We start from the raw sequence: 20,442 nt of genomic DNA, 5'->3' as shown, positions 1-20,442 counted from the left end.
TCTTTTATAGAAGGAAAGAAACCGCTCTAGATATGCAGAGCAGTTTATCTTTAAAAGGAGGTTTTTCGGGTGACCCAATCCCCTTTCCCTATTAGAGGGGTTATTGAAGGATTTTATGGATTATTTTACACAGCTCCTGAGCGAAATGATTTAATCTCCTTTATTGCGGATCATGGATTTAATCTATACATATATGGACCGAAAAATGACCGCCAACATCGCGCCCGCTGGCGGGAGCCTTATCCTGATTTTATTATGGAACAGTTCGCTGAAACAGTTGCTCATTCAAGGAACATTGGAGTAGATTTTTCCTACAGTATTGGGTCTGGTGTTTCAATTAATTATGCTTCGGAAGAGGATTTCCAATTAATTATGGAAAAATTTAAAGCATTTTATGAAATTGGTGTCAGAAATTTTATGATCATGCTAGATGACATTGCCGCGGAATTTCATCATGAGGAAGAACGGCAAATGTTCACCAGTTATGCCGAAGCACATGTTCATGTTGCCAATCGATTGATTCTTTGGTTAAAAACACTTGATAAAACGTGCAGGCTCTCTCTTTGTCCAACTGATTATCATGGTATAGCGCCATTCAGCGACTATATTTATGAACTGGGTAAAGGATTAAACAAAGAAATTGACATCTTTTATACAGGGCCTGAGATTTGTTCGAAAACAATTTCGGAACAAGATGCAGCTGACTTTGCAGCGGCGGTCCAAAGAAAGCCGATTATTTGGGATAACTACCCTGTTAATGATTTAGCTATGACTAGTGAAATGCATATCGGTCCTATCAGCGGCCGCGAAGCGTCTATTACAAAAGTGTGTAAAGGGTTTATTGTCAATACAATGAGCCAGGCAGAAGCATCGAAAATTGCTTTGTTGACATTCGCGGATTTTTTCAACCACCCGAAGGAATATGACCCGTGGACCTCATGGGAACATGCCCTGAAAACAATTGGCGGTGAGGAAAACTACGAGGCTTTACGTCTGTTTGCTGAAAATTGCCTGTATTCATGCCTTGATTATCCGGAGGCAGCAGCATTGGAGCAGTTAACTTCAAAAGCCATATGTGCTCTTCAATCAGGTGAAAAACCATCTGTTAGCCATGATGTTCAAAATCTTTACGATTACCTGAACGAACTAGACGAAGCGGGGTACCAACTTAAATTCAGAATGACCAATTATGCTTTACGCAATAATCTGGTCCAATGGATAGAACTGATGGAAAGCTGGGCGTGGGCAGTTAGAAGGGCGATCGACGTTTTAAGGGCAATGGAAAACAATGAGGACATAAGGTCTTCACTCAACTGGCTGCAGGAGTCGGCTGGTGAAGTACGGAACCATCCAAAGCGGTATGCTGGGAACGTCCTATTACCATTGATTGAGTACGTTGAGTCGAAAGTCTTTGAGGAAAAGGGGTCATTCAAATTGTGATGAAGAAAATCTCAACAAATCTTTACTTATATGAAGATACATGTAATGTATACGTGATTAAGACCGAAGAAAAGGCGGTCTTAATTGACTTTGGTGATGGAAATGTTCTTAAGCATCTTCAAACAATCGGGGTTGAGAGTGTAACAGATGTATTAATGACCCATCACCACCGGGATCAGTGCCAGGGGCTTCCTGTTGCTGTTAAGGAAGGGATCCGAATCTGGGTACCACATAATGAACAAGATTTATTTCATCATATCGATGAACACTGGCTGGCTAGGGAAATTAATAATAACTACAATATGAGACAGGACCGTTTTTCACTCCTTCAATCTGTACCAGTGTATAAAACATTAAATGATTATTCTACACATGTTATAAACGGGATCAAGTTCACGATTATTCCCAGCCCTGGCCATTCAATCGGTTCCATTACCATAATAGCGGAAATTGACGATAAGAAGACAGCGTTTACAGGCGATCTGATTTATGCTCCTGGAAAGGTTTGGTCGTTAGCGGCTACACAATGGTCGTATAACGGTGGTGAGGGTATTGCTTTAAGTGTGCTTTCGCTATTGGATTTAAAAGATCGGGAACCCGATTTGCTTCTGCCCTCTCATGGGCAAATAATGGAGGAGCCATCTTCAGCTATGGAACTCCTTATTGAGCGTTATGCAGTATTGATGGAACAAAGAAAGCAAAATCCAAGATTATTTAAATTGCGGGAAAGTCCATATCAAGCCATTACACCTCATTTATTGCAAAACTGCACGAGCATGTCCAATGCCTATGTCGTTTTATCGAAAAGCGGCAAAGCGCTGTTTATTGACTTTGGTTACGATTTTATTGGCGGAATCGGATCTGGGAGTGACAGGGCTTCAAGAAGACCTTGGTTATATACTCTTTCAAGGTTAAAGGAACAGTACGGGGTTGAAAAAATTGATGTTGTCATTCCAACCCATTTTCATGATGATCATGTGGCGGGAATAAACCTATTGCGGGATGTAGAAGGAACTGAGGTTTGGTGCCCTGAAAACGTGGCAGAAGTTTTGGAAAACCCTAAAAAATATGATTTGCCGTGTGTGTGGTATGATCCGATAAAAGTGGATAAACAGCTGCCATTAAACCAAATATTTAAGTGGGAAGAGTTTGAATTTATTGTTTATGAGCAGGCAGGGCATACACTATATGCGGCTGCTATTGAATTTATCGTAGATGGGAAAAAAGTTCTTGCAATTGGAGACCAATATCAAGGTGAAAATGGCCAATTCAATTATGTGTACCATAACCGATTCAGAATATCGGACTACATTGACAGTGCTGAACTCTATAAGTCTGTTAAACCTGACCTTATTATTTCTGGACATTGGGAACCAATCGTTGTAACTGAGGAATTTCTTTTGCAAATCGAAGAAAAAGGGAAGGCGCTTGAACAGCTCCATAAAGACCTTTTGCCTTTAGGTGAACTGGATTTTGGGGCGGAAGGCTTTGGGGCGTCCATACAGCCATACCAGACAGAGGTACAATCAGGGCAAACTTTTTCAGTAACAGTTGAAATAAAGAACCCGTTCCCAGAAGAAAACGAGATCATTGCGAAAATGATTACGCCAGTCAGGTGGGAAATCAATATGAGAGAATTCAATACGAAGCTGCCTGGCAATGAAGCCGCACAATTTACAACATCCATTACAATTCCTGCAGGAACAACGGGATACAGGGAACGAATTGCAGTGGATCTTACGGTAGGCATGCGTCGTTTCGGCCAGCATGCAGAAGCACTTGTAACGATAAAGGATTTGCCAATTTTAGGAGGTGCAAAAAATGACTGAAAAAAATATTTCGATGATGGAAAAACAATTGCCGAAAACAAAAGAAAAAACCTTACATATGATTGGAAATGCCCATCTTGACCCCGTATGGCTATGGCAATGGCAGGAAGGATTCCAGGAAACAAAAGCAACATTTAGGTCTGCGCTCGATCGGATGAAGGAGTATCCAGATTTCGTGTTCACGAATAGTTCCGCCGCTAATTATGAATGGATTGAAAACAATGAGCCTGAGATGTTTGAAGAAATCAAACAGCGTATTCAAGAAGGCCGATGGGAAATTGTCGGAGGCTGGTGGATTCAGCCGGATTGCAATCTTCCAAGCGGGGAGTCGTTTGTACGCCAAGGTCTTTATGGACAGCGTTATTTCCAAGAGAAATTTGGGGTAACCGCAAAGGTTGGCTATAATGTTGATAGTTTTGGACATCATGGTATGCTTCCTCAAATATTAAAGAAAAGCGGCATGGATTATTATATTTTTATGCGTCCAAGCCCGCAGGAAAAAGGGCTTCCAGGAAGGTTGTTCTGGTGGGAATCAGATGACGGCTCACGCGTTTTAGCCTATCGTATTCCATTTGAATATTGTACATGGGGAAAGGATGTTGAAAAACATATACGTAGAAATGCAGGAGAATTAAAAGCACCATTTAATGATTTAATGACATTTTACGGTGTTGGTAACCATGGCGGTGGTCCAACGAAGGAAAATATTGAAAGCATTAAACAATTAAATGAAAATCCGTCATATCCAACGCTCGTGTTTAGCACAGTAAATAAATTTTTTGATGAACTCATGGTAAAGAATCTTCCGTTCCCGGTTGTTCATGATGACCTTCAGCACCATGCAAGCGGATGCTATTCTGTTCATTCGGGAATTAAAAAATGGAACCGTGAGGCAGAAAATGCCCTGATTAAAGCTGAGAAATTCTCGGCACTAGCGGATTGGATTACAGGACAAAAATATCCGGCTTCTGAATATAAACAGGCATGGAAAAATGTTTTATTCAATCAATTCCATGACATTTTAGCAGGGACAAGTATAGAAGCAGCATATGAGGATGCCCGGGATATGCACGGAGAGGCAATGTCGATTGCTAAACGGGGTGTTAACTATGCGATTCAATCTTTGTCTTGGAAAATTGATATAGAAGAAGAAAAAGGGATGAAACCGATTGTTATCTTTAATCCTCATTCGTGGAACAGTACTGTAAATGTTGAACAAGAAGTAGGCGAATTAAAGCCTGAGGATATTTTAGTAGATGAAGAGGGAAATCAAGTTCCGATGCAGGTGGTTCAATCACAGGCAACTGCTGGGGGCCGTTTCCGTATCAGCTTTATTGCTAATCTTCCTTCAATGGGATATCGGGTTTATAAAATCGTTCACCGGAAAGCTGGTAAAGAATTTACATCTATCACGGCAAGTGACACCACCTTGGAAAATGGCCATTTTCGAGTTGTAATTGATCAACAAACGGGATTTGTCACGAGTATATTTGATAAGCAAAAGAACCTGGAAATACTAGGAGGGTCAGCAGCAAGACCAGTCGTCATTAATGATCATAGCGACACATGGTCGCATAATGTTCTTCAGTTTAATGGAGAAGCAGGCACCTTCAAGGCAAACAGCGTGAAACTGGTGGAACATGGTCCAGTAAAATCAGTCATTCGCGTTATCAGTGAATATGGAAAATCGACACTCGTGCAAGACTTTACCATGTACAAGGAGTTAAACCAGATTGATGTCCATTGTACAATAAACTGGCAGGAACAATTTAAAGCACTAAAGCTTAAATTCCCTGTCGATCTTATCTTTAGAAAATCAACCTATGAAATTCCTTATGGGCACATTGTTAGAGAGGGCAATGGAGAAGAAGAGCCTGGACAAAACTGGATTGATACTTCTGGAACTCATCCATCAACAGGCGAAGTATACGGCTTCAGCTTATTAAATGACGGCAAATACAGCTTCGATATCCATAACAAAGAAATGAGTATGACGGTCCTTCGCAGCCCGATTTATGCACATCATGACCCGCTAGTACCGGAAGAAGACCGATATTATTCATTTATTGACCAGGGAATTCAAAGATTCACTTACTCCATGATGCCGCATGAAGGAAATTGGGAAACAGCTGGAACTGTAAAACGTGCAGCAGAATTGAACCAAAAACCAATTAGCATTATTGAAACCTATCATAAAGGTTCACTTCCACAAAAAGATTCTTTCTTGTCTGTTGATGTTGAGAATGTCATAGTAAGTGTCATCAAGCAAGCGGAGGACAATGAGGATCTTATTGTGCGTGCCTATGAAACAGCAAATGATGAAACTACGGCCATCATTTCTCTTCCTAAATGGAACCGAAAAATAAAGACTAAGTTTAAGCCGTCAGAAATAAAGACATTCCGTATTCCAAAAGATCCGTCCGAACTAGTAATGGAAAATAATTTACTGGAGTGGGAAGAATAAGAATGTTTAATGAGCACTTACTTAAGACAAGAGGAGTAAAGTACATGATTGTGTCGCAGCGCCGTAAGTTAATAAAAGAGCTATTAATAAAAAATAAGAGTGTAAAGGTTTCTGATCTTGTTGATTTACTGCATGTATCAGAAGAAACAATCCGGCGGGATTTGAACCAGCTTGAAAAAGAAGGCGTTGCCGAGAAAAACTACGGTGGAGCAGTCTTAATAGAGGAGACCGAAAACCAATTCTTAATTCCTCCTGTGGATAAAAGAAAATTGCAATATTCTCGTGAGAAAGAGTTAATTGGGAAGGCAGCCGCCCAATTGATAAAAGAGGGACAAACAATCATTTTTGATGCAGGGTCGACAACCTGGTATGTGGGAAAGAACTTACCAGATAAAAGTAACTTGACGATTATATCCAATGCTATGAACGTTGCCGAGGAATGCAGCAAGGATGAAACGGCCTCTATCTACTTATTAGGCGGGAAATTAAGGAAGAATTCAATGAGTCTTGTTGGCCCGCAGGTAGAGACTGAATTACAAAACTACAATGCCGATTATGTGTTCCTTGGCACCGCCGGAATTTCATTAAAGCATGGGTTTACAAGCTCCGATTTGTATGATGCGGAAATGAAACGGGCGATGGTTTCTGCAGGACAAAAGATTGTTGTGGTGGCTGACCACAGCAAACTTCAAAGAGCAGGTTTAACTCCTTTTTGCCCTTTTGATCAAGCAGATATGTTTATTACCAGTGACCTTGCTGATATAGAAATCCTGAAGGAAATTGAGAAAAGAGGTGTGGAAGTAATTGTAGTACCCATATCAGATGATACTTTCTCTAGGTAGAAAGGAAGTGAGGGGATAAAGCAGCTAGTTTGTTTTTTCCCCTGACTTCTATGAAACTAACACACTATTAAATAAAATCAATATGCAAAGGGAGGTTACTCAATGGTAAATGTTGCATTATTAAGTAAATGGCATGTTCATGCTGCCGATTATGCACATCAAGCAAATCAAAATAAACATCTAGACATCAAAGTAGTCTGGGATGAAAATGCCGAACGTGGGAGAGAGTGGGCAAGCAAGCTCGGTGTTCCTTTTGAACAAGATTTAATGAAAGTTTTATCTAACCCGGAGATTGAGGCAGTCATTGTAGATACGCCAACAAACCTTCACACAGAAATCATACTTCTTTCGGCAAAAAATAAAAAACATATTTTTTCTGAAAAAGTACTGGCTTTTACGGTGGAAGATTGTAAAGAGATTTATGAGGCAGTCCAAAAAAACAATGTAAAATTGATGGTTTCTTTGCCCCGGCTAACTGAAGATTACTATTTATACGCTCAGCAGGTTGTCAATGAAGGGTTGTTAGGGAAACTGACTTATATTCGTTGCCGATTAGCACATAATGGTGGTGTTCCCTTTGAGGGAAATCCAAACGGATGGCTTCCTAAACACTTCTTTAATAATGAGGAATGCGGCGGTGGTGCGTTTATTGACCTAGGGGCGCACCCGATATATTTAACCAATCGCCTTGCAGGACCAGTAAAAGCTGTGACAGCCAGGTTACAAAAACAATTTGGCTATGAAGTGGATGATAATTCCGTCGCAATTATTGAATATGAAAACGGTGCTTTAGGAACGATTGAAACGGGTTTTCTTTCAGGACGCAGCCCCTTCCAGCTAGAGCTGTATGGGACTGAGGGAGCTTTATTAATAGAGGATAATAAGATTCGCATAAATTCTAAACAGGCAGGTGAGGGTTGGAATATCCCTGAAAGCCTGCCAGAAGCACTACCAATGCCGTTAGAACAATGGGTAAATTCAATTATTAATGAAACCGTTCCAACCATTTCGGAAACTGATGTTCAAGGGTTAACGTTAATCAATCAGGCTGCACTGCTATCACAGAATCAAGGCCGAAGAGTAGAAATAGCTGAAATTATGAAAGATAAACAAAGAGTATGAATCGGAGGGAAAGAAAAATGGGGAACACATTAAGAGTTGGGATTATCGGAGCGGGCGGCATCGCAAAGCATGCACATATTCCAAACTATTTAAAATGCGGAGAAAAAGTTGAGATAGTTGCAGTAAGTGATGTTGTAAAGGAAAAGGCTGATCAATTAGCAGCAGAATTCAATATTCCTCATGCTTTTACAAGTTATGAAGAAATGTTTCAGACTTTAAAATTGGATGCGGTCAGTATTTGTACACCAAATAAATTCCATTATCATGCCACAATAGCCGCATTAAATGCAGGATGCCATGTTCTATGTGAAAAGCCGCCAGCTATGACAGCAAAAGAAGCAGAGGAAATGGCCATCGCTGCTGAAAAGGCCGGAAAAATCCTAACTTATGGATTCCATTATCGTCATGCACCACAGGTAGAAGTGTTAAAGCGCTTTATCGACGATGGCGAACTTGGTGATATTTATGCCGCTCGTGTAACGGCAATGCGCCGCCGGGGAATTCCTGGATGGGGTGTATTCACAAACAAAGAACTTCAAGGCGGAGGACCTTTAATTGATATCGGTGTCCATATGTTGGATACGGCATTATACTTAATGGGTTATCCAGAGCCGGATACCGTATTTGGAGTAACCTATCAAAAACTTGGGAACCGAAAAGGACTAGGACTCATGGGATCATGGGATTGGGAGAATTTCTCGGTTGAAGATATGGCGCGCGGAATGATCACTTTCAAAAATGGGGCTTCCATTCTATTGGAGTCTGCATTTGCTGCTAACGTCGAGAAGGCTGATGAAATGAATGTGACGTTAATGGGGGACAAAGGTGGAGCAGATGTATTCCCACTAAAGATCTATCAAGAAAAACATGAATCGTTAATTGATCTCACTCCAGCATATTTACCAAAGAGAGATTATCATGAATTAGAACTTAGTAGATTTGTAGCTGCGTGTTTAGAAGGTAAGGCACCATTAAGTACTGCCAAACAAGGTGTCTATCTCCAACAAATCATCAACGGACTATACGAATCAGCGGCAATAGGTGAGGCTGTAAAATTAGGTGAACATGTACAAGTTTAACTAAAAAATTTTATAAATGAGGGGCGGCAGGTATTACTTTAAGTCGCCTCCTATTTAATAAATAGGGGGAATTTCCATTGAGTAAAATTGGCTTACAATTATTTTCTGTGTGGAAGGATGCCGAAAAAGATTTTTTAGGAACGATTCAAAAAGTGGCTGAGCTTGGATACGAAGCAATCCAATTTGCGGGCTTTTATCATACTCCAGCTGCCAAACTACAAAATGTATTAAAAGAAAATGGAATCTTAGTTGCAGGGGCACATGTAGGGATCGAGAAGCTTTTAGATGATGAATTAAAGAAGACGTTTGAATACCATAGTGCCATTGATAATAACCTACTTATTTGTCCTGCGCTTCCAAAGGAAATGAGACAGACAGCTGATGATTATAAGAAAGCAGCAGAGATACTGAATCAAATTGGTGAAACATGTAAAAAGGCAGGTTTTACTTTTGGATATCATAACCATGCATTTGAATTTGAACAGTTTGGAAGTGAAACCGGATTTGATCTGCTATTTGGTCACACAGACCCTGATTTAGTGAAAATGGAATTAGATTGTTATTGGGCTAGCTTCGCGGATTATGACCCGTTAGAAATCATTCAAAAAAATAAAAATCGTATCGTGTCCCTGCATATTAAAGATATGAAAATTGTTAATGGTAAAAAGACTGGTATTGAGGTAGGAAGAGGTCAACTTGATTTTGCCTCACTTATTAAGATAGGGAATAAAGTTGGTGTTGAGTGGTTCACGGTTGAGCAGGAGGAATTTGAACGGGACCCTTATGAAAGTCTTTCGATTAATGTTGATACTCTTAAACAATTAATGTTGGAAGAGAAAATTCGATGACTAATATGATTCCTAGACCGGAATATCCAAGACCTAATTTCAATCGAGATGAGTGGTTAAATCTTAACGGCCAATGGAACTTTGAATTCGATGATCACAATATTGGTTTAAGAGAAGAGTGGTATGTAAAACATGATTATCAACAAGAAATTACGGTTCCGTATGCATTTCAATCGAAACTAAGCGGTATTCATACAAATGAGTTCCATGATGTTGTTTGGTATGAAAGAACATTTATGATTCCAGAAAAGTGGCAGGGGAAACAAATAAATCTTCACTTTGGTGCCGTTGATTATCGTGCAGCTGTCTGGGTCAATGGAAAGTTTGTTACTTCTCATGAAGGAGGGCATACATCGTTTTTTACTGATATAACAGATACTTTAATTGAGGGATTAAATAGAGTTGTTGTAAGGGTAGAAGATGTATCAACCGACTTAGAGCAGCCGCGTGGAAAACAATACTGGGAGGAGGAATCTGAAGGGATTTTTTATACCCGAACAACCGGCATTTGGCAAACGGTTTGGTTGGAGCCAGTAAATCACTCTTTCATTGAAAGAGTAAAACTAACACCCAACATCGATACAGGTGAAGTAACGGTTGAATGTTTTATTCAGAACCGATCAGAAAAACAAGAGCTAGAAATAGAAATCTATTCTCAAGATTTAGTTGTTGCAAAAGAGTCTTGTAAAGTAAATCTTGTTCAACGCAAGAATAAACAAGTGGTTTTGTTGAAGGATTTCGAGAGAGGTAACGGAAAACTTTGGAGCCCGGAACAACCATTTCTTTATACGATTAAACTCTGTTTAAATGTAGAAAATGAGATTGTTGATAAAGTTGAAAGCTATTTTGGGATGAGAAAAATTTCTATTAATGACGGAAAAATTGAATTAAACAATAAGCCTTATTATATGAAACTGGTTCTAGATCAAGGATATTATCCTGCTAGTCTACTAACCGCCCCAACGGATGAAGATTTAAAGAGAGATATCGAATTAACGAAAGAAATGGGCTTTAACGGAGTGAGGAAACACCAAAAGGTCGAGGAGCCTCGGTATCTATATTGGGCAGATCACTTAGGAATTCTTGTCTGGGGTGAAATGGCTAACAGCCATACATTTACAGACAAAGCCATAAAACGGATTTCGTCTGAATGGCAGGAAGCGATAGAACGCGATTATAATCACCCTTCTATTGTTGCTTGGGTACCTATTAATGAAAGCTGGGGTGTTCCTCGATTAAAAAGGGATCGACGTCAAGCGAATCATTTAGTAAGTATGTACTATTTAACCAAATCATTGGATCAGTCGCGTCTAGTTATTTCAAATGACGGTTGGGAACACACCGTTTCAGATGTCTTAACCATTCATGACTATGAAGGTGAAAAGCAAGTATTAAAGGAACGGTATTCCAAGCTTGATAATACATTACAGTTTACACCTGCAGACCGTTTTTTATTTGTCCCTGGCTTTCAGTATCATGGTGAGCCCATTATGGTTTCGGAGTTTGGCGGTATTGCCTATCAGAAAAGTGAATGGCAAGGATGGGGCTATACATCTGCCTCAAATGATCAAGATTTTATCGAGCGATATTATCATGTTGTTTCTAGTTTGCTGGAATCACCGCTCGTTCAAGGATTCTGTTATACCCAAATTACAGATGTTGAACAGGAAATTAATGGTCTTTTAACATATGATAGAAAGCCAAAGGTTGACCTAAGCATAATTCGTGAAATCAATGAAGGTAAGAAGCTTACGTTTACTGTGAAAGACTAACCCTGACTGCAGGAGTGTTTATGTTATATTTTACAGTTTTAAAAGATACAAAAGGGGAGCTTTCAACAATCATTAATTAAATCGAACAAAAGGCGTGAAACCGTTTAGTTTGGTTTCCGCCTTTATTATGAAGAATATCTAATTGTGTTACTTATTATCCGCTAAACACATGACGATTATAATAGAATATGCCTTAAATAATCGAGTGAACGCTCCACATCCTCCGTCATAGTTCGAACAGGCTGGGTGCTTTGTGGATGCCATAGTTCGAGTGCCAGCCAGCCGTTATACTTTGCAGCTGCTGCGGAATCGAGCAAGGAGACGAAATTAATATCTCCTTCAAGTAAGTCTTCAGTTGGTACATGCCCACGTTGATTACGTAAATGGAAGGCAAAGACCCGATCCGAATAGTCAGTTACCCACTCAATGGGATTGCAGCCAGATACATGTGCCCAGCCAGTATCTATACATAGTCCAACATGCGGATCTGCATATTGGATGACCGATCTTAAGTCACCTCTGGCATTGTGATTGTCTGCCGCATGGTTATGAAGACAAACCTTTAAACCTAAGGAGGCAACAAGTTCAGATATACGAGATAGGTTTTCACCCTGCTGTTTGAAATGATCCTCCGACTTAGGAACTGGTTTTTTCCAGCTGATAGGGTCAGCATTTATTAGAAAATCGGTGCCGTCTGCTGCTGCCAAGCGTTCAGCAAATGGTAACACCGTCTGCTCCACTTCAAGGTCGTTGAAAGGTATATGTAAAGGGAGACCAATATAGGAGGCAGATACGGCAAGCCCAAAGGAACGTGCCAATTTTAGTTTTTCCGTATCAGCATCAATCTCGACAGCATCAAGACCTGCTTCTGCACAAGCGCGGAATAATTCTTCCCACTGTGGTTTTTTGCCATCCATTTTCCAACGTTCTGTCCAGCCGTACATATTTGATGAAAATCCTTTGATGTTCAAAGTGTTACTCCTTTCTGCACCATTGCTATCAGTTGTTTTTGTCCGGTTTCTGCAGTTGTATATATGGATGTAAGGCAGAGAAAATTATTCAGTGCTTGTTGATTAACGTTAGCATGTGATTCAAGGCCTTTCACTTTTCGATAAAAGTGAAGGAGTGGATTGTCGAAAATCGTGTACTCACTTCGCGGTCCTGTTTCTACCTGTTCCTCTACAATTTGCCCGTGCTTATCGTAACGAAGGAAGACAGGCTGCCTAGAATCAAATGGTGTCCACCTAAGTGAACCAAGTGTACCCTCGATTTCTGCCCTTGCATAACTTTCTCCGTGAGTACAAGAAGCACGCTCGTAATGGACATGAATTGGATGGTTACCACTGCTGAAAGTCATGAAGGCGCCGACATGAGTTTCAACATCGAAGGGTGTATCCAAGGGATCAATTTCAGTTTGGGGCTTTGCCGTCCATGCAGTATTTATCTCAATGGAGGTTGGATTGAGTATGTCATTCAATGAGGCAAAGTCGTAAGGTCCCCAATCCATTAACACGCCTCCGCCGCTTAGTGTTGAATTTAAAAACCAGCGGCTTGCAGGCTGATATTCGATTCCTGAACGGCTTCGTTCCCATTTGTTAACAAACGTAACATGATAGATTTCACCTAGAGATCCGGACTTGATTACTTTCTTTACTGCCTCCATGTGAGGCATGCCTTTAAAACGTACACTGCAGCATCCTAATAATCGGTTATGCTTTTCTGCAAGCTGGACCATTTCTTGAGCTTGAGAACCATTCATCGCAAGAGGTTTCTCACAAAGGACATGGCGGCCAGACTCAATTGAAAGTCTTGTGGGATCAAAATGTGCCGTCGGCGGTGTACAGATAATTACTATATCATCGTTTTGTGCAGTCTCGGAGTTCAGCATTTCTTCCACATTTGTAAAGCCAATTGTCTCAGGAAATTGGCTGCAAAATGCTTCTAGTGCAGCAGGATTTGTATCAGCAGCTCGCAATTGAATCGGTTCGGAAAGTTTTTTTGCCGCTTCCGCGTGTGTCCGGCCAATTACGCCCGCGCCAATTATATAAATTCTCAAATTTATTCACCTCTGTTGAATATTTATGGTTTTACTCTACCATATCCAAAAAATTAAGTTCTCCTCCAATTAAGCTGAAAACTTATCATTTTGTTCAAAGAAAAAGATTGTTTAGGAGTTGTGAAAAATGTATGTAGAACACTTACGTTTACAGCGATCGTTTGCGTTTTGCCGTGTATGGGGGTCACATGAGGAGCATGATTTGCATGTCCATGATTGTTTAGAAATAGGGGTAGTTATTAATAATGAGCTAGAATATAGGTTCAACGAACACACCTACCTCGGGAAGCCGGGAGATGTGTTTTTATGCCGTCCATTCGAGCCGCACTGGAGTTTTGCTCAGCCTAATCAACCGTTCGAATGCATTCTCATCCTGTTCACACCGTCTGCTGTACGTAAAATCCCTGATGGAATTCAGCTTCTGAAGCCTTTCTATACTGCACAAGGAATTCAGCCCATTATCCCGTCTAACACAATTTTCGCTAGAGCAATAAGGCAGGCGGCTGTATCTGCGATGGAAGATCAAGAAAAGGACGAAGATCTTTGGGTGACCCGTCAATATATGCATTTAATCAATATTTTACTGCAAGTAAATCAATTTGCTAAAGAATCTCAATCTGCTAATAATTTGGAATTACCATCTTCTGAAATTGTCGAAATTGTGGGGTACATGCTTGATAATTATCAGAAGCCTATAAATATTGAAACATTATCCTGGCAGGCAGAAATGGGGAGAACAATGTTTTTTAATGAGTTCCGCAGGTTGACTGGACTTAGTCCAAATGAATTTCTTAACTTCCTGCGCCTACAAAGCGCAATGGACCTCCTTCGTTCGACGAACAAGAGTATCATTGACCTTGCCTATGTAAGCGGATTTCAGTCCTTAAGTACCTTCAACAAACAATTTAAAAGGTATACGGGGCGATCCCCTAAAGAGTATCGCCAGATGGCATATCAAATTTCGTAGAAATTTAGTTTGTCCAATATGCAAACTAAGTTTAGCGGGAAACATTGAAAATATATTAAATAGGAATGTTTCAAAACTATTAAAAATAAGGGGCTATCAAAATCATGAATTCTATTCTAATTCGTAATGTTCGTGTAATCTTCGATGAAGAACCAATGCTTGGAAGCATACTTATTCGGAATGGGCAAATTGAATCGGTTCATACTGGCAATAGGTGTTCTGACTTTTCCGCTGATTATGAAATCGATGGAAACGGCCAGATTCTAATCCCAGGAATGATTGATGTACATATTCATGGAGCAGAAGGTTTTGACATGATGGACGGTACTGTTGGCAGTGTGGAAGCAGTTTCTAAAGCTTGCGCAAAGACAGGATGCACCTCCTTCTTAGCCACCACAGTTTCTTCCTCCTTAGACGATCTTCTTAAAATGATTACCAATGTAAAAGAGCTGGCTGGCAGCGAACCTGGGGCTCAAATTATTGGCATTCATATAGAAGGTCCTTATCTAAATGTAAAACGAAAAGGTATGCAAAATGAGCGGTTTTTAAGACATCCTGATTTGGAAGAAATGAAAACCATCATGCAGAAATCTGGTCCATTGCTCCGCATGGTGACGCTGGCGCCAGAGTTGCCAGGCGGTCTTGAGATGATTTCTTTTTTAAAGGAACAAGGGATCATTGCTGCTATTGCCCATTCTGATGCCACTTATGATGATGCGAAACAAGCATTTAATTGTGGTGCCAGTCATGTTACCCATTGTTTTAATGGGATGCGGCCAATTCATCACCGGGACCCGGGTTTGATCTTAGCTGCTTTTGAAGAAAGCAGTGTTAGTGTTCAAGCAATCGTGGATGATGTCCATCTTCATCCGGCAATTGTAAGGCTCTTATACCGGGAAAAGGGCCCAGATAGAATGGTGTTAATTACAGATGCCCTTCAGGCGATGGGGATGGGTGATGGAACATACTTATTCGGGGGTCATAAAGTTCGCGTAATGGATGGAGTTGCTATGTTAGACGACGGTACCCTTGCATCAAGTACTGTGACAATGAATGAAGCATTGGCAAAAACAGTTAAATTGGGAATTTCTTTAAAGGACGCCGTTAAGATGGCGACACAGACACCCGCAGATATACTGGGATTAGAGAAAAAGGGCCGGATTAAATCCGGTGCAGATGCTGACTTAGTACTAATGAACGATCGTTTCGAGGTATTGTGGACAATGGTAAAAGGGCGAATCGTCTATCAGGCCTAAGCTTTGTTAAGATGCCTTTATCGGGCAGCGTTATAGGCCCATATTAAACAATAATGGGTATCTTAAATTAGATACCCATATTTTATTTTATTCAATTAGATGTGTTGTAAGGTTGTTAAAGACAAAACTGGTAAGAGACATTATTGTATTCAAATGTTCCTATAATATTTGGAAATTAACCAATCGTATACTTTGGTGTCACCTTATCAAAATGAGGATTTTCACCACTAACCATTAATCCCATTCCCCAATCAAAATGTGTATCTTCTACAGGGAAATCCGATGCATCACGATATTGAAATAAAACATTTCTGCGATTTCGTTCACTCTTGTTTACATCAGAACCGTGAATCGTTAAATAATTGAAAAATAAAACATCTCCAGGTTCAGCTGGACAAGGTGTTCCACTAGAAATAGGATATTCCTTGTGATTCAAGTAGTGTCTCCCTACATGCGAAAGGACTCCTTGTTTGTGTGACTTAGGGATAACACGCAGACAGCCGTTTTCTTCATTGCTTTCGTCTAAGTGGACACTTGCTGCCAACATGCTATGTTTTTCATGAGGAAAGTAAGGGTAATCTTGATGCATCGGAAATGCAGCACCTTTTTCAGGTGGCTTCACTAGCATTTTTGAATGATGAAGTTGTACATTTGGCCCTATTAATTTTTTTAAAACAGAAACCATATTTACATGAAATAGGGCATTTAAGAAGACAGAGTCATGATAATGAACGTTATGAAATCCCTTCAAAACGAGTCTTCTTATTTGTTCCTTTGGCAAATAATCACCATCCCATGCGGCATTCTCATCCCTTTTTGCTTCAGCCGCTCGTCGAATGATATTGTCTATACCATTTCGCATAGCTTCAACTTCTTGCATATTAAACACGCCTTTAACTAATAAATAACCTTCTTCTTTGTAAAATTCTACATCATTTTTTTGAATCATCGTTTTTCCCATCCCCCTTATTTCATAATTGTTTGTTAAATCCTTTAAAAGTAACGTCCACAATCCCTGTTTTATTTCATTTATTTCACTGCAGAAGGACGTTCCTTCGCTTTGTCAGATTCACCAGCATTCTTATTTGCTGCTTCGCGGTTTTTAGCCATTTCTTCTATTGTTTTGACTTTGAGACGCGCTGCACCTTTATTGTTCTTAGCTTGAATTGATTTTCCGGATTCTAATCGCTTTTTAGCATTTACGATTGCATCCTGATATTGTGGTAACCATTGTTCCTGTGCCACTAACATCTCATCTACAAGCTGATCAATTTCTTTCGGATTACACACTGCTCCTACTAATGGATCCATCATCATCGCTTGACGTAAGAGATTATCGTCTCCATGAACTGCAGCTTCCACTGAAAGGCGTTGAACTGTGATACTAGCATTACAAACTGCCGCACAGCCGAGTGGCAACTCTCCTACAAGTGGCATACTAATACCATTTCGATCAACATATCCAGGGGCCTCGATAATGGAGTCATCTGGAAGATTCGAAATAATCCCAATGTTAACGACATTAAAGTGTCCTCGGTATACTCTTCCTGTTTCTAGGGCTTCAAGAATATAGGATCCGTGTTCCTCACCACGATTTTCCTCTTTATATTCGCGAACAGGTTCTTTTATCCAGTTTGGAAAATCCATCTCAAACCAATTTCTACCTTCCGTACAAACTCTTAAATATCCACCCGTCTCACCATTTATCCAGCTTCCAAGATCAATCCAATCGTTAATGTCTTCCTGACGTTTTCGGTACCAAGGCACGTATTCACTTAAATGACCATTTGATTCGGTGCTGTAATAGCCAAAACGTCTGAGCATATCAATGCGAATCTTTTCCGTTTTACTAAATTCGGGGTGATTTTCAAATGCATGGAGAAGCTTGTCTGTCATATCTGCACCATTGTGCTTTACTTGGATATACCAGGTTTGATGGTTGATACCAGCACAGATAATATCAACTTCATGTTTCTTTAGACCAAGCACTTCAGCTATTTGTCGGTGTCCCCCTTGTACACCATGACAAAGTCCAATCGTCTTAACACCACCATATTTATTACAAGCCCATGTAATCATTGCCATCGGATTAGCATAATTGAGCAACAAACATTCACGGTCTGCGACTTCACGAATATCTTTACAGATATTAAGCATTTCAGCTATTCCACGCTGCCCGTACATAATTCCACCAGCACAAAGTGTATCACCTACACATTGGTCTATTCCATATTTTAAGGGGATGTCGATATCATATTGAAATGCCTCTAATCCACCCACTCGTACCACCGAAAATATATATTTGGCATTTTTAAATGCTTCCCTGCGATTGACTGTCGATTGAATTTTTATATTCAGGTTGTTTTCATCAATATCTCGTTGACATAGCTTTGTAACCATATCCAAGTTTTTTGGGTTAATATCAGTAAATGCTACCTCTATATTATGGAATTCTGAGACAGACAAAATATCCCTTAATAACCCTCTTGTAAATCCAATACTACCTGCCCCAATAAAAGCGATTTTAAATGTCAATGAGTCACTCCCCTTTGCAGATAATGGTAGATTACGATTTTTATCTTACCAAGCATCACGAGGAAAGCGTTATCAATATTGTAACCTCCTAAATATATCGAAGTTTAAAATACTAACTTATGTAATCTTTTCTTCAATGAAAATTATTTGATAAGTGTATTTCGATAATCAACGGGAGTCTTACCGGTGTGCTTTTTAAAGAGCGTACTAAAGTACTGACGGCTGTTTATACCCACGTATTCAGATATCTCAGTTATGGGTATTTCAGTGTGAGCAAGCAGCATTTTGGCTTTTTTTATTCGCAAAGTAGTTAAGTATTCCATCACCGTAGTTCCCATTTCTGCCTTAAATATACGATGTAGGTAAACAGGATGTAGATTAACCACATTTGCAATATCCTTCACCTGAATTTCACAGTCATAATTTTGGTGAAGATAAGATAGGATTTGTTTGATATATAAATTGATTTGATAAGAATTCTGATTCTCATATTCAACCGATAATCTGCCAATTTTAATAAATAGTTGAGAAAATAAGAGTTGAACCATCACCTTATTTTCTAAACTCTTCTCGTCTAACTCGAGTACAAGACTTTTTAGGATATGGTAAATATCACTTGAATCTTTTAACAAAATATAAGGATACGCTTTTGATAGGAACTGAGACAGCATACCATTCGTTCTAACAATTTCATTGAAAGATGGTGAAAATCGCTCGTTGTCTTTGTTTGTAAAAAAAAACTCTAAATTTAACATTCTACAAGGATTCTCTTTAGCTACTATCAAACGATGCTCAATGTTCGAATCAAGTAAAATTAAATCTCCTTTTTTCATGGTTACTGTTTCTGCAGCGGTTTCGACAACACATTTGCCCTCAATCACATACATAATCTCGATCTCATCGTGAGAATGAAACGGCATGTCAAAACCTTTCCATTGTTTAAAGTAATACTTTATAACCTTTGGATAATATTTATCATGAAGTAATTCACTAGAATAAAGGCTGTATGTATTCAAGCATTTTTACCTCCCCCGTACATGTAAATCTTTCTTCTAAAAACTTAAGTATATATTCTTACAATTGATTGACAATGGACAATGGACAGGTTTCATTTCCAATGGTCTTTCAACTGACTATCTTTCAATATTCACTTTATAAACCTATATTCTCAATTTTAAGGCCAATTCCAAAAAAATGGTACGACGATCTTTTATTTATATCGTCATTGTAAAAAATTGATCTTCACTTTTTCTCTTTTTCTTAAGGCAGGTTCTAATCCCCTAAAATAAAAACAAAAAAAGCCTTCTATAAGAAGACTTTTGGAGGCACGTTCGTATAGGTTATTCTCCTTATCTCACAAGTTAATAAGTAACTTGCAGGACTTAGCACCTTTTCAATGAAAAAAACATTGAAGGTTGCTGAGACTTCATAGGGCCATTCCCTCAGCCTCTCTTGAAGAAAGTATAATATAATATTTTGACTTTTTATAAAATTTACTACACGTCAATTACTATTTTTCGGAAAGCTATTTATATAAGAAAACTTTTATATTATCTTTCCGGTCAATTGTTGCGAGTAATACATTTGTAACAGCTGTTTGATATTGGTTTTTAAGAGCAGCAATAAGCCAATCCTCTTTTTTATTGATTTCTGTTAATACCTGAGAATTAATTCTTCCTTCTTTAATGATTGTCCGGGGAAAATCAAACGGCTCCACAGCTAAGTTATATGTAGATGGGGTAATCGGTTCGTATTGTGGATCCAAAAAAACGGACAATTTCCCATCTGCTTCCCACATTGCTAATGCAACTTTCTTGACATCTTCTACTTTTCTCTCCCGTAATTCTTCTAATAAAATATCAATTGATATTTTTGCTTTCGTTAAACCTTTAGAAATAATCTCTCCGTCTTTAACAAGCGTAATGGGTGAAGGAGTTATTAGGTTTCTAATTAGTGGAAATTTTAAAATGGTATAGATACTGCTAATATACAATACCACTAGTACCCCTGTGGTTATCACAGAACCTTTTAATCCAAGGTGTTCATCCGATAATGGATGGGCAATAATGTTCCCGATTACCAGAGCCATAGCAAAATCAATCAATCTGAGCTGAGCAATGGAACGCTGTCCCATTGCTTTAGCCACTAAAATTAAAAAGAAATAAGCTACAACAGCACGTAGTATCCATTCGATAGTAGTTAAGGATTCCTGACTATGGAAGAAATTCATCG

Annotated in this window: 16 protein-coding genes and 1 riboswitch; of the genes, 10 read left to right on the top strand and 6 right to left on the bottom strand. The window is 39.4% G+C overall.

Annotated elements, in window-relative coordinates; translation table 11 throughout:
* Positions 1–69 precede the first annotated feature (69 nt).
* The 8 genes from QNH29_RS24860 to QNH29_RS24825 all read left to right on the top strand — a co-directional run bounded on the left by QNH29_RS24860 (position 70) and on the right by QNH29_RS24825 (position 11,396).
* Positions 70–1,440 (top strand): protein O-GlcNAcase, encoded by a 1,371-nt coding sequence (locus QNH29_RS24860; protein ID WP_283861941.1) that lies wholly within the window; start codon positions 70–72, stop codon positions 1,438–1,440.
* Positions 1,440–3,269: an MBL fold metallo-hydrolase gene (locus tag QNH29_RS24855; protein ID WP_283865738.1), complete on the top strand. Its 1,830-nt coding sequence runs from the start codon at positions 1,440–1,442 to the stop codon at positions 3,267–3,269. The genes QNH29_RS24860 and QNH29_RS24855 overlap by 1 nt, the downstream gene beginning before the upstream one ends.
* Positions 3,262–5,733 carry an alpha-mannosidase gene (locus tag QNH29_RS24850; RefSeq protein ID WP_283861940.1) on the top strand — a complete coding sequence of 824 codons (2,472 nt, stop codon included), beginning with the start codon at positions 3,262–3,264 and terminating at the stop codon, positions 5,731–5,733. The genes QNH29_RS24855 and QNH29_RS24850 overlap by 8 nt, the downstream gene beginning before the upstream one ends.
* A 44-nt stretch (positions 5,734–5,777) precedes the next feature.
* The gene (locus QNH29_RS24845) at positions 5,778–6,575 is read left to right on the top strand and encodes a DeoR/GlpR family DNA-binding transcription regulator (protein WP_283861939.1); all 798 of its coding nucleotides are present in this window, start codon (positions 5,778–5,780) and stop codon (positions 6,573–6,575) included.
* A 102-nt stretch (positions 6,576–6,677) separates the two neighbouring features.
* Positions 6,678–7,697 carry a Gfo/Idh/MocA family protein gene (locus QNH29_RS24840; protein ID WP_283861938.1) on the top strand — a complete coding sequence of 340 codons (1,020 nt, stop codon included), beginning with the start codon at positions 6,678–6,680 and terminating at the stop codon, positions 7,695–7,697.
* A gap of 17 nt (positions 7,698–7,714) precedes the next feature.
* The gene (locus QNH29_RS24835; RefSeq protein WP_283861937.1) at positions 7,715–8,776 is read left to right on the top strand and encodes a Gfo/Idh/MocA family protein; all 1,062 of its coding nucleotides are present in this window, start codon (positions 7,715–7,717) and stop codon (positions 8,774–8,776) included.
* Positions 8,777–8,853: 77 nt separating this feature from the next.
* Positions 8,854–9,624 carry a sugar phosphate isomerase/epimerase family protein gene (locus tag QNH29_RS24830; RefSeq protein WP_283861936.1) on the top strand — a complete coding sequence of 257 codons (771 nt, stop codon included), beginning with the start codon at positions 8,854–8,856 and terminating at the stop codon, positions 9,622–9,624.
* Positions 9,621–11,396: a glycoside hydrolase family 2 protein gene (locus QNH29_RS24825; protein WP_283861935.1), complete on the top strand. Its 1,776-nt coding sequence runs from the start codon at positions 9,621–9,623 to the stop codon at positions 11,394–11,396. Before QNH29_RS24830 ends, QNH29_RS24825 begins: the two co-directional genes overlap by 4 nt.
* A gap of 176 nt (positions 11,397–11,572) precedes the next feature.
* Here QNH29_RS24825 and QNH29_RS24820 read toward each other — a convergent pair whose 3' ends face one another.
* Together QNH29_RS24820 and QNH29_RS24815 are read right to left on the bottom strand one after the other, a co-directional pair.
* Positions 11,573–12,367, bottom strand: coding sequence for a sugar phosphate isomerase/epimerase family protein (locus tag QNH29_RS24820; RefSeq protein ID WP_283861934.1), 795 nt, complete (start codon positions 12,365–12,367; stop codon positions 11,573–11,575).
* On the bottom strand, positions 12,364–13,452 hold the full coding sequence (locus QNH29_RS24815; RefSeq protein ID WP_283861933.1) for a Gfo/Idh/MocA family protein: 1,089 nt from the start codon (positions 13,450–13,452) through the stop codon (positions 12,364–12,366). Before QNH29_RS24815 ends, QNH29_RS24820 begins: the two co-directional genes overlap by 4 nt.
* A 127-nt stretch (positions 13,453–13,579) precedes the next feature.
* On the opposite strand from QNH29_RS24815, the gene QNH29_RS24810 reads away from it, so the two are divergent.
* Positions 13,580–14,419 (top strand): AraC family transcriptional regulator, encoded by an 840-nt coding sequence (locus QNH29_RS24810; RefSeq protein ID WP_283861932.1) that lies wholly within the window; start codon positions 13,580–13,582, stop codon positions 14,417–14,419.
* Positions 14,420–14,523: 104 nt separating this feature from the next.
* Positions 14,524–15,675, top strand: coding sequence for an N-acetylglucosamine-6-phosphate deacetylase (gene nagA / locus QNH29_RS24805; protein WP_283861931.1), 1,152 nt, complete (start codon positions 14,524–14,526; stop codon positions 15,673–15,675).
* Between the two features lie 175 nt (positions 15,676–15,850).
* Here nagA and QNH29_RS24800 read toward each other — a convergent pair whose 3' ends face one another.
* The 4 genes from QNH29_RS24800 to QNH29_RS24785 form a co-directional block, all read right to left on the bottom strand.
* Positions 15,851–16,624 (bottom strand): phytanoyl-CoA dioxygenase family protein, encoded by a 774-nt coding sequence (locus QNH29_RS24800; RefSeq protein ID WP_283861930.1) that lies wholly within the window; start codon positions 16,622–16,624, stop codon positions 15,851–15,853.
* An 80-nt stretch (positions 16,625–16,704) separates the two neighbouring features.
* The gene (melA, locus tag QNH29_RS24795) at positions 16,705–18,210 is read right to left on the bottom strand and encodes an alpha-glucosidase/alpha-galactosidase (RefSeq protein WP_283861929.1); all 1,506 of its coding nucleotides are present in this window, start codon (positions 18,208–18,210) and stop codon (positions 16,705–16,707) included.
* Positions 18,211–18,353: 143 nt separating this feature from the next.
* Positions 18,354–19,226, bottom strand: coding sequence for an AraC family transcriptional regulator (locus QNH29_RS24790; RefSeq protein WP_283861928.1), 873 nt, complete (start codon positions 19,224–19,226; stop codon positions 18,354–18,356).
* Positions 19,227–19,556: 330 nt separating this feature from the next.
* Positions 19,557–19,670: riboswitch (SAM riboswitch) on the bottom strand.
* A gap of 65 nt (positions 19,671–19,735) precedes the next feature.
* Complete coding sequence (locus QNH29_RS24785; protein WP_283861927.1) at positions 19,736–20,440, bottom strand: DUF421 domain-containing protein; 705 nt, start codon at positions 20,438–20,440, stop codon at positions 19,736–19,738.
* Positions 20,441–20,442 lie beyond the last annotated feature (2 nt).

This window comes from Neobacillus sp. DY30 (assembly GCF_030123065.1).
Lineage (GTDB): Bacteria > Bacillota > Bacilli > Bacillales > Cytobacillaceae > Neobacillus.
Note: the sequence above shows the minus strand (reverse complement) of the source record. Positions and strands in the feature narration are given on the sequence as shown.